The 11893-nt window shown below is 37.3% G+C and carries 8 protein-coding genes; 2 read left to right on the top strand and 6 right to left on the bottom strand.

Features of this window, described 5'->3' with window-relative positions; all coding sequences use genetic code 11:
* Positions 1–6 precede the first annotated feature (6 nt).
* On the bottom strand, positions 7–534 hold the full coding sequence (locus SJY23_RS14390; protein WP_396596885.1) for a KdsC family phosphatase: 528 nt from the start codon (positions 532–534) through the stop codon (positions 7–9).
* Positions 518–1285, bottom strand: a complete 768-nt coding sequence (locus SJY23_RS14385; RefSeq protein WP_396596884.1) for a Rossmann-like and DUF2520 domain-containing protein — start codon at positions 1283–1285, stop codon at positions 518–520. Before SJY23_RS14385 ends, SJY23_RS14390 begins: the two co-directional genes overlap by 17 nt.
* Before the next feature lie 116 nt (positions 1286–1401).
* Between SJY23_RS14385 and ccsA the strand changes: the two genes are divergently transcribed.
* Entirely contained in the window at positions 1402–4704 is a 3303-nt protein-coding gene (ccsA, locus tag SJY23_RS14380; protein ID WP_396596883.1) for a cytochrome c biogenesis protein CcsA, read from the top strand.
* Between the two features lie 229 nt (positions 4705–4933).
* Here ccsA and SJY23_RS14375 read toward each other — a convergent pair whose 3' ends face one another.
* Together SJY23_RS14375 and fumC are read right to left on the bottom strand one after the other, a co-directional pair.
* On the bottom strand, positions 4934–6271 hold the full coding sequence (locus tag SJY23_RS14375) for a 7TM-DISM domain-containing protein (RefSeq protein WP_396596882.1): 1338 nt from the start codon (positions 6269–6271) through the stop codon (positions 4934–4936).
* A 98-nt stretch (positions 6272–6369) separates the two neighbouring features.
* On the bottom strand, positions 6370–7755 hold the full coding sequence (gene fumC / locus SJY23_RS14370) for a class II fumarate hydratase (RefSeq protein WP_035336502.1): 1386 nt from the start codon (positions 7753–7755) through the stop codon (positions 6370–6372).
* A gap of 147 nt (positions 7756–7902) precedes the next feature.
* Here fumC and SJY23_RS14365 point away from each other — a divergent pair, with 147 nt between their 5' ends.
* A complete protein-coding gene (locus tag SJY23_RS14365; RefSeq protein WP_013751789.1) occupies positions 7903–8085 on the top strand; it encodes a hypothetical protein in 183 nt (60 codons plus the stop codon).
* 94 nt (positions 8086–8179) lie between these two features.
* Here the strand turns inward: SJY23_RS14365 and SJY23_RS14360 are convergent, their stop codons facing one another.
* Complete coding sequence (locus SJY23_RS14360) at positions 8180–8677, bottom strand: hypothetical protein (protein WP_396596881.1); 498 nt, start codon at positions 8675–8677, stop codon at positions 8180–8182.
* Between the two features lie 218 nt (positions 8678–8895).
* Positions 8896–11763 (bottom strand): M16 family metallopeptidase, encoded by a 2868-nt coding sequence (locus SJY23_RS14355; RefSeq protein WP_396596880.1) that lies wholly within the window; start codon positions 11761–11763, stop codon positions 8896–8898.
* Positions 11764–11893 lie beyond the last annotated feature (130 nt).

The raw sequence follows: 11893 nt of genomic DNA, 5'->3' as shown, positions 1-11893 counted from the left end.
TTATTGTTAGTGTGCCGAAGCATCCATTTGTTTCATCCAGTTGTTTTGCACTTTAAGCACTTGCTCAATCACATCGCGCACACAGCCGTGACCACCTTTTTTGTGAGAAATATAGCTAGATATTTCTTTGATTTCTTTTACGGCATCTTGAGGACAACAAGGTAATCCTACTTTTTTCATCACCGGGAAATCAGGAATATCATCGCCCATGTAGAGGATGTTTTCTAGGCGTATATTTTTTTTATCTATATACGCTTGTAGGTGTTCCATTTTAAGGTGTGCGCCTAGTGCAATATCTTCTATGCCTAGTTTTTGAAGTCTCGAGCGTACGCCTTCGTCAGTACCACCACTTATGATACATAGGTTGTATCCCGCTTCTAGCGCAGCCTTCATAGCATAACCGTCTTTTACATTCATGGTGCGATGCATCTGCCCATTTGATGTAATGTGTAATGATCCATCTGTAAGTACTCCATCTACATCAAATATAAACGTAGTAATCTGGTGTAGGTATTCTTTATAACTCTTTTCCATAGAAATGTGTAATCGCTTTAGTTATGTTCTTATAAACCGCTGTATGATCAGGATCAGTAAGTAAATTAATCTGTTGGTCTATGACCTGTTTGTCATCACGTTTTGCAGGACCTGTCTGACTGTTTTTAGGTCCTTGGTGTAATGCTTTTTCGGTAGTTTTCTGTATGAGTGGATACAAGGTGTCAAAAGGAACACCGTGCACGTCACAAAGTTCTTGTGCAATGGTGTAACAGTGATTTGTAAAATTATTTGCAAATACGGCAGCAAGGTGCAATTGCCTGCGTTGCTCACTATTTATTACTTGTACATTATTTGATATAATCGCTGCTAAGGTCTTTAAGGTTTTTTCATCTTTTTGATCATCGGCTTCTATGAGAATAGGGATCTCGGTAAAGTCTATCGATGTGTCTTCTTTAGAAAAACTTTGCAGCGGATAAAAAACTCCTTTGTTATGCTTTCGCGAAAGCGTACTCATCGCAGTAAATCCAGAAGTATGTACCACCAGTGAGTTATCAAAGGGAATCTGCTCAGAGATGCTTTTAATGGCATCATCACTCACGGCAATAATCGTAACATCTGCAGGTTTGAGTTGGTCAATAGTGACGGTTTCTCGAGCAATATTGTTAAAGTTTTTGAGCTTTTCATGAGAGCGACCTGCAACCTGCATAAGTATAGCTTGATTTTGAGAGCCCAATGCCTTTGCAAGATGCCAAGCCACATTACCAGTACCGACGATATTTACTTCAATCATAGGTGCAAAAATAGGCTTTTTTAAATGTGCTCAGCTTTCATTTTTTATGAAGCCTCTCTCTAAGGTTTTTCGAGCCTCGTAGGTTATCTTTGCACACGGTAAAATTGGCCTGTATTATGCAAAAGAAAATCGCCTCTATTTTATTCTCCACAAGACTGATGGGGATATTGTTTATAGCTTACTTTGTCGCAATGGCAGTAGGCACCTTTTTAGATCAAGGGCAAGAAACTTCTCCTACTCCTTACTCAAGATATTGGATTTATGATGCTTGGTGGTTCACGCTAATTCACATCATGTTTGTGATCAACTTTGTAGGTAATATTTTTCGCTATAAATTATTGCGTAAAGAGAAGATAACCACCCTTATTTTTCATGCCTCTTTTATCATTATTTTAATAGGAGCTGGTATCACAAAATATATAAGTTACGAGGGAGTAATGGTTATAGAGGAAGGTGAATCTGAAAATACATTTTTAAGTGAGAAAACATATCTAGATGTGTTTCTAGATGGTGAGCGTGATGGACAGCCTATGCGTCGCCCATTAAAAAAGGAGTTGTCTTTGTCTCCACGTCTTGATAACGATTTTTCATGGACAGAGCGTTTTAATCATAGCGCTACAGACCGAAATGATTACACAGATATTTCTTTCAATTTTAATAAGTTTATTGATGGCGCAGAAGATGGTTTTGTAGAGGATGAAAACGGACTTTGGCATCTTAAGATTGTAGAAACTGGTACAGATAATCAGCGTCATGAGCACTTTCTAGTAGAGGGGGAGCTAGTAAATATTCACAATGTGTTGTATGCTTTTAATAAGCCTACAGATGGGGCAATAAATATAGGCTTTGATGGAGAAAACTATACGTTTTCATCACCATTTGCCGGTGATGTAACGGTGATGGCTACACAAGCTAAAAGCGAAGTTCCAGAAGCTGTAGAACAACCACTTAAATTAAGAGCATTATATAATTTAGGAGGAAAACTCTTGGTGATTCCAGAACCTGCAATACGTGGGCGTACAGGTATTGTTGCAAAGGAAGTAGCAGAGAAGAACCAAGAAGATGCATTGTTTGTAGATGTGACTGTAAATGGCGAGACTAAAACTGTAGGCTTGTTAGGAGGAAAAGGTTACAGTAATGACAAGAAGAAGGTTGAAGTGGGTGGCCTTACGGCTTACCTTTCTTATGGAAGTGAGGCAATGCCTTTACCATTTGCTATAAAACTCAATGATTTTATTGCAGAGCGTTACCCTGGAACAGAAAATAGCTATTCATCGTTCGAAAGTAAAGTAACTGTAGAGGATGGAGATGAGAACTTTGATTATGATATTTACATGAATCACGTACTAGACCACAAAGGCTTTCGCTTTTTTCAAGCGAGCTTTTTACCAGATGAGAGTGGAACTATTCTTTCTGTAAGTCACGATTTTTTGGGTACTTGGGTTACGTATATTGGATACTTTTTACTCTATATCGGAATGATGTTGATTTTATTTGACAAGGGATCTCGTTTTGGCGAACTCAAAAAGCGATTAGGTAAAATCAAGATCAAAAAAGCAAAACTAGCTGCAGTGTTGTTGTTTTTCGCTTTCGCGAAAGCGGGATACGCACAAGAAGATTTATCTAACAAAGCACCAGAAGTCTCAAACGGAAATGTTGAGGTGCGCGATACGGTTGCTACCAGTAGTGAGAATATTGAAGATATATTAGGCTTAGACGGTCACAGCGAGGTAACGCACCAGCAAACGATGCCTACGCAGGAGGAAATTAAGAAACTCATTGTTGAGAATGCAGTGCCACTAGAGCATGCCCAAAAATTTGGGAAACTAGTGATACAAGAAGATGGAGGGCGTATGATGCCGGTAAATACCTTTTCTAGTATGCTCTTACGTAAGCTGAGTAGAAGTGATACTTATGAAGGTCTTACTGCAGACCAAGTAATGCTTTCCATGATTGAGAATCCTCAAATATGGACATTTACAGAGCTTATCTATCTCAAAAAAGGTAACGACAGCCTACGTAATATTGTAGGAGTACCATCAGACAGAAAGTACTTCAAACAGATGGACTTCTTTACTCCAGATTTTAAATACAAGTTAGGGCCATTCCTTGCAGATGCATATTCTGAAATTAACCAAACTAAAATAGCTAAGGAGCTTACAGAAATGGATCAACGTCTAGGGTTACTAGATAGAACCTTAGTAAAGGAGATTTTAAAGATTTTCCCAAAACCAAATGATCCTAATAATAAATGGATATCACCTATAGAAGTTAAAGATGCGGCATACAGAGCCACAGATTCTGTGATTGCAAATCAAATATTTCCTGCTTATTTAATGAGCTTGCAAAAAGGAAGACAGTCTGGAGACTACTCTGATGCAGATAAAGTGCTTGCTGGTATAGAGAAATTCCAGCGTACGCATAGTAATGATATCATGCCTTCAAAAGAAAAAATTGAAGCAGAGGTATATTACAACGAGCACGATGTATTTACTAAGCTATACTGGATGTATATGCTTGCAGCTGTGTTTATGATGATTTTTGTAATTGCTGCAATTTTTAACCCAAGTAAGTTTATAACGTTTATGGGTAAACTAGGAGCAGCTATTATCATTGTGCTATTTATAGTTCATACCGGAGGTCTTATATGGCGTTGGTATATTTCAGGTCACGCACCATGGAGTGATGCTTATGAGTCTGTATTGTATGTGGGATGGGCAACAGTATTCTTTGGTCTAGCCTTTGGAAAAGATAGTATGCTTACCATTGCCAGTACTGCTTTTGTAGGAGCATTTATTTTGTGGGCAGCTTCGTTAAACTGGATGAACCCAGAGATTGCCAATCTACAAGCGGTATTAAATAGTTACTGGCTTATGATTCACACGGCGGTAATTGTGGCGAGTTATGGTCCGTTTATACTTGGTGCTATTTTAGGTATTGTCTCTCTATTTTTAATGATTTTTACCACAGAGAAGAATAAAGAGAGAATGGATCTCAGCATCAAAGAGATTACCATTATTAATGAGCTTGCACTTACAGTGGGTATGGTGTTACTTGCTATAGGTACTTTCTTAGGAGGACAGTGGGCAAATGAAAGTTGGGGACGTTACTGGGGTTGGGACCCTAAGGAAACTTGGGCGCTTATCTCACTTATTGTTTATGCCTTCGTCATACACATGAGGCTCATACCAGGACTAAGAGGAAGATGGCTGTTTAATTTCTCATCTATTATTGCACTAGGGAGTATTCTCTTTACTTGGTGGGGAGTAAACTATTACCTATCTGGGCTTCATGCTTACCAGAGTGGAGGGGACATCGCTACTCAAAAGATATTTGTTACTCTAGGCGTATTGTCTGTGTTAGGTTTCTTCTCATATAGAAAATATAGAAAGTTTTACGTGAATAAAAGTAAAGCGTAGAAGACTACAGTACTTGAATATGCATTTTACAGCCATTAATTCTATCTTGAATTAATGGCTGTGCACTTTAATACGAGTGCTATACTCGTACATATCTTGTATAATAATAATATAATGCGCAATTAAAGCTGGGAATGACTATAAGAAAATCTTGAGCTCTTACTTACAAAGTATAGATAGGTAGGTTAGAAATAAAATGTGTCTACTTAACACATCTTTTAAAACCCAGTTAGAACGATAAGTCCTTTAGATCAGTACCGTTATCAAGTCCAAGTTTTGAATAAAGACTGCTCGTTAATTGTTGTAGTTTGTCATCAGATAGACTGTGTTTTAGGGCAATCATCTCATTGCTGAGTCCTTTAGAAATATCGTTTAGTATACGCACTTCCATGTTTTCAAGACCATATTGGTAAATCAAAGATTCCATATAATTATCATCTGCATCTTGAACGTTCTTGTAAGCACTCAGTTCTTTAATCTCCTTTACATGTAGCATTAATTTATGCTTCATCAAGACACTTTTTTTCTGGATGTCCTTAAAAGAAACAAGTAACAATATCGCGATAAGTGTAAAATTAAAAGATGCTGCTACAGCAACCTGTGCAGGTGTATAATTTATAAAGGATAAATTAAAAATGTGAAGAATAAAATAGTCTGCTAGAAATAATATATTGATACTATAAACGCCTATAAGAATTAGTTTACGAGCTCCTTTTGCAATCATAAGCATCAATACCCACATTAAAATAACGGTTGCGATACACGTAATATCTACGCCTATAAAACCAATGATGTTATCACTAATTAGATAAGTAATTAGGAATATAGTAGACAGCGTGCTCAGTGTGAGCATAGCATATTTGATCCACATTTGATGCGGTCTTACTTGTAAGTAAAACATCATAAAGCCAGTAGCGGAAAGACCTACTAAATAATGTCCAAATATTTCAAGAGATGTAGATATGCCACTACTAATCCCAAATAAATACAAAACATTATCCTTTGTAAGGATACTTAAGAGAACGGCAAGCACTAAGAAAGCAAAAAATAGGAATTGCGTGTTTCTAACTATAAAGTAAAACACTAAAATTGCTACGATGAGCGCTATTGCTGTACCGTAAAAGAAACCAATACTTAGTAAGCTTCTTTTTTCTCTACTCGCAAAAGAAGATTCGTCAGAGTGGTGAATAGGGAAATATGCTTCTACTGGAAAATTTGCTTTGAGGTAAAGTGGGAATTCAAGATTTCTTTTGATTAAAAAATATGAAGGAAAACGTGTATCCTTCATAATGTTAAGTTCTTTACCATTAGAATCGTATAATGCTAGATTATTAACATGAGAAGATTTTAGTTCGAGAATCTCTCTATCTGCAGTTATACCATCTATCTTAAACCAGTAAATACCATTTTCTGTTCCTAGGTTATCTGAGGTAGTTGTATTAAAGCTAGTGTTCTTAACTTCATCTATGGTAAGTGTACCACTTGTATCTCTGAGGTAATTAATAGATTCAAATGGAGTGCCCGCACTGATGCATAGCAAAGCCAAAAGAACCATTAATATCTTCATTAGATTTAAAATTTGATAAACAATAATACGTTAAAACGCACTAAGTTACAACTTTGTCGGGTTCTTAGTGCATTTTAACGATATTTGTTGTACAAAAATTAGACCATATCTTCAGGACGTACCCATTCGTCAAATTCTTCTGCAGTTACATATCCTAGGTTGATAGCTTCTACTTTAAGTGTAGTTCCGTTTTTATGAGCGGTGTTTGCAATCTCTGCCGCTTTGTAATATCCTATCTTAGTATTTAAAGCAGTCACTAGCATTAGTGAGTTATCTAGAAGCTCTTTAATACGCTCATTGTTAGGTGTTATACCTGAAGCACAATGATCTGCAAATGATACACACGCATCACCTATAAGCTGTGCAGACTGTAGTAAGTTTGCAGCCATCATAGGTTTAAAAACATTAAGTTCATAATGTCCTTGCATACCTCCTACACCTATAGCAACATCGTTACCCATTACTTGCGCACACACCATTGTTATGGCTTCACATTGCGTAGGATTTACCTTACCAGGCATTATAGATGATCCAGGCTCGTTTGCAGGAATTGAAATTTCTCCAATACTACTACGTGGTCCAGAAGCTAGCATTCTAATATCATTTGCAATTTTATTGAGAGATACTGCAAGTTGTTTGAGAGCTCCGTGCGTTTCAACGATAGCATCGTGTGCAGCAAGTGCTTCAAATTTATTTTCGGCAGTGCGGAAAGGGTGTCCAGAAAAATCTGCCATATAAGACGCTACAAGCTCAGCATATCCTTTTGGAGTATTAAGACCAGTTCCTACTGCTGTACCACCTAATGCAAGCTCAGAAAGGTGGTCAAGCGTATTGTCTAGCGCTTTTAGACCATGATCAAGTTGCGATACATAACCAGAAAATTCTTGACCTAGTGTAAGTGGAGTAGCATCCATTAAGTGCGTACGCCCTATCTTAACCACGTCTTTAAAGGCTTCTGCTTTCGCTTTAAGGGTATCCCTTAATTTACGTACTCCAGGGATTGTAGTCTCAACTACTTTTTTATATCCTGCGATATGCATTCCAGTAGGGAATGTATCGTTAGAAGATTGTGATTTATTTACGTCATCGTTAGGAGCGAGTGTTTTTTCGCCTTCGCCTATTACTTTTCCTGCTAGTTGGTGAGCACGATTTGCAATCACCTCGTTTACATTCATGTTACTTTGAGTTCCAGAGCCCGTTTGCCAGATTACTAGTGGGAACTGATCGTCATGCATTCCTGTAAGAATTTCATCACAGGCTTGTGCAATAAGATCTCTTTTTTCGGTAGAAAGGACACCTAGCTCACAGTTAGTGTAAGCAGCTGCTTTTTTAAGAATCGCAAAACCATGTACAACCTCGATAGGCATAGACGCAGGAGCACCTATTTTAAAATTGTTTCTTGAGCGCTCTGTTTGAGCTCCCCATAATTTATCTGCGGGTACTTTTACCTCGCCCATCGTATCTTTCTCGATTCTATATTCCATAATTGAATGTGTTAAAATTGGTACACAAATTTAAACATTTGGCTTCATTTCACATCGTTGATAAGCTGTCAATAAATGTGTTTTTTCTCTTGTGAAAAATAAATAATATCAACTATCTTTGCTGCAAACAAGAAAAGACACGATCCTATGTTCGATTTTGACCAATATTTAGGTTTTCTCGCATTTTTAACTATCCTTACTATAGGATTTTGGTTAATGATATTCCTTCTCACATTTGTAATCCCTTACTGGGTAGGAGGTTCATTTATTGAATTTATGAAAGAGAAAAGAGAAGAGCGCAAGCTTAAAAGAGAGCAAGAAAATAGCTAAGATATTTTTTACGCTTACGCGAAAATATATAAACCTTCAACACAAGCTGTTGAAGGTTTTTTTATGCACTCATTATTCTCAACTAGAAACTTCCTTAATTGTTAAAAGCCAGCTGATCTCTTAAGGTTGTTGATCTAATACAGTCTGCCTCAGAGGTGTCACCAAATTCATCTACAAACTTTATACATTGCATTCCATTTGGTAAGCAAGCTTCGCCAAAGGTGGTTTGTGAGGTGCACATCGTTGCTCCTGTGCTGTAGGTTCCTTTTTCATCTAGCTCTAAGGCAAAGGTTGATACGTAGTTGTCGTTGCTAAATACTCGTAAATACTTATTACCTTCTACATCTATCACCTTTAATGATGATGGAACAAGCTGTAGGCCCAGTGTTCGTGCTTTTGCCTGAAACGCATTTAAAAAGGAAACTTCAGAAACTGTAAATACAAAAGACTCTTTTTCTAGCATTCCTACAGCTGTAAGGCTTACTTCATCCACACTAGGTAAATGGTCTGTACTAGCGTTAAATCTAACATTTCCTTCACAAGACGTAAGAAGAACAGCCGCGATTAAAGAGGAGAGCAAATACTTTTTCATAATACATTATATGTTAGTTTATAATTTACAAGCATTCGGTAAATGGGCTAAATTTATTCTAATTGTGAATTGGTGATTTTCTTTTCTAGTTAAATTTTTCAGGTGTTTTAGTTAATTTTTTGTGGTTCATATTTTCGCGAAAGCGTATTCTTTACGCATAAAAAAAGAGCCTCCGTGTGGAGACTCTTTTAATGAAATTCACTGTACTTTTATTCACATTATTGCTTGACGTTCTTAAGATCTACTTCATTTCCATCTTTGTCTAGCATTTTTACTTCGTCAAAGCCCATTTTTTTGAACTGTGCAAATTGAGTAGCGGCGTCACCCACTACAAGGTAGGCCATCTTGTTTTCATCAAGATATTTATTTGCAAGCGCTTTGTGCTGCTCTAAAGTCATGTTACGTATTACGTCTTCCTCTTTCTCAATGTAATCTGTAGGAAGATCATAAGCGCTACGCTCTTGTAGCATTCCTAATAAGGCAAATTGTGTCTCAAAACGACGTGCATTAGATTTAATGAGTGCATTTTTTGTAAAAGCAAGATCCTCCTCAGAAATTCCTTCTTTGTACTTTTTAATCTCATCTCTAAAAATCTCAACAGATTCTCCAGTTGTATTTGTACGCACACTAGAAGAAGCTGTAAACGTACCTGGAAGTTTAGATCCATTAAAGTAGGTGCGCGCTCCATAAGTGTATCCTTTTTCTTCACGTAAAATAAGGTTTACAGCACCAGAGAAAGATCCTCCTAGTTTGTAATTCATTACTTCGGCAGGGTAAAAGTCTTTATCTGTACGAGCCATCCCTATGTATCCTATATTAATCACAGATTGCTTTGCATTAGGAATGTCTACAAATAGGAGTGAGGACTTATCTCTATTATTTGCTACAGGATATTCTGGGATTGTAACATCTTTTGCTTCCCACTTAGACTCAAGATCTTCAAGTGCTGCTAATGCATCTTCTTTGTCAATTTTTCCTACAATGTGGAAACGACTTACTGAAGGAGAGAAGTTAGTATTGTAAAAATCCTTTAAATCTTGCATCGTGATGCTATTTACAGACTCCTCTGTACCGCTTGTAGGGTAAGAAAAGATGTGGTCTTCACCGTATAGTACTTTGTTATATACGTTATTTGCTACTGCATTAGGATTTGCAGCGCTACGCTTAATACCGTTAATAGTAGCGGTCTTAATACGCCCTAGCTCTTCCTCATCCCATCTAGGCTCAAATAAAATCTCTTCTATAAGGTCCATGGTAGCGGCAAAATTTCGCGTAAGCGTATTTCCCTGAATAGTGATCGCCTCACGAGAAGTGTACATATTGATACTTGCTCCTAGTAATTCTATTGCTTCTTCTAACTGTTCTGGAGTTTTATTTGCAGTACCCTCCATCATAATATCAGTCATAAGGTTTGCAACCCCATTTTTTTCCATACTATCTAGTAGGTGACCACCTTCTATCACGAGGTTAAAGTTTACCGTAGGAATCTCATTTTGAGAAATACCATACACTTCAATACCGTTAGAAAGTTCTGCTTCCCATGACGATGGGATTTTAAGAGCAGGAGCTTCTCCTACAGATGGAGGCGTAGCACGATCAATTTTAGATGGTGTTTTTACTACCTCTGTAATTTCGTCTTTTACTACTTTAGTTACATTCTCTTTAATCTCTTCTTCAACAACATCTGCTTTTACAGAGTTTTCTACAATAAGATTAAGTTGGCCCTTAGGTACAAAACTCGTTTGCACATATGGCTTCCCTTTTACGTAAGTGTTATACACACGCATTACATCTTCCTTTGTAACCGCTTTGATGTTCTCAATATCTTTTTCAATAAAATCTGGCTCACCAGCAAATACATTATAACTTGCTAGTTGGAACGCTTTACCATTTACACTGCTTATGCCGTTATAGAAACCAGTTTCAAGACCAGCTTTAATACGCTCTATATCTTTATCTGTAACGCCTTCTGCTTCAAATTTTGCAAGACCTTCGTCTATTGCTGCTTCAATTTGATCAAGATCTACACCGCTATTTGCAGTGATAATCACGTGAAATTCTCCTGCAATTTCTTGGCTATTGTTGTAAGCTGTTGTTCTTGAAGTAAGATCTTTTTCTTTTACAAGAATCTTATATAAAGGAGCTTTCTTTCCGCTTGCAAGGATTTCAGCTAAGAAATCTAATGCGTAGGCATCATCTGTATACTGCTGTACTGTTGGGTACACACGGTGTAATTGTGGTGCTTGAGCAAAGTTATCTTCGTGGTATAGTTTCTTTGTTTCGGCAATGGTTACTGGCTGTGGCTCAAGTGGAGCTACTTCTTGACGTTTTTTAATCTCACCAAAGTACTTCTCAATCAGCGCCTTTGCATCATCAGTTTTAAAATCTCCTGCAAGTACGAGTGTCGCATTGTTAGGACCATAAAACTTGTCGTAAAATTCTTTTACGTCTGCTACCGTAGCATTCTGTAGATCTTCTAGCTCACCAATCACTTGCCAGTTGTATGGGTGACCTTCTGGATAGATGTTTTTATCAAGTACCCATCCCGTGTGACCGTAAGGATTATTATCTACACGTTGTCTTTTTTCATTCTGAACCACCTCCTGCTGATTTTCAAAAGCAGATTCTGTTACTGTATTAATCAAGAATCCCATACGGTCAGATTCTAGCCATAATACCGTTTCTAGTGCATTGTTAGGTACCGTTTCGTAATAGATAGTTCCATCTTTCCAGGTACCTCCATTTAATGTTCCTCCAGCATCTTGCACCGTTTTAAAGAACTGATCTTGTGGTACATTTTCAGATTCTTGAAAGAGCATATGCTCAAAAAGGTGTGCAAAACCAGTGCGTCCAGTCTTTTCACGGTTAGAACCTACGGCATATTGTATCGCAAGTGATACAATAGGATCACTACTATCTTGATGCAAGATAACGTCTAGTCCGTTTTCAAGTTCGTATTTTTCATAGTCTATAGAGAGGTTTGCATTGTCTGCTTGTGCCTTGTCACCACTGGCATTGTCTTTACACGAGGTAAGAACAAAAGCTCCCGTCATAAGAACAAGAGCAGCTGTTTTTAAGTTTTTCATGATCTGTGTTTTTTGATTTTTTAAGATTCTGTAAGATAATCTGCAACTTGATAACCTTTTCTTAAATTTATGTTAATGGCACAAAATGAGGTTATTAATGTCATTTTACATGTAATATGGGCTCCATATT

Origin of the sequence: Dokdonia sp. R86516 (assembly GCF_044596715.1) — a bacterium.
Classification (GTDB): domain Bacteria; phylum Bacteroidota; class Bacteroidia; order Flavobacteriales; family Flavobacteriaceae; genus Dokdonia.
The sequence above is the reverse complement of the archived record's forward strand: the minus strand, read 5'-3'. Positions and strand labels throughout refer to the sequence as shown.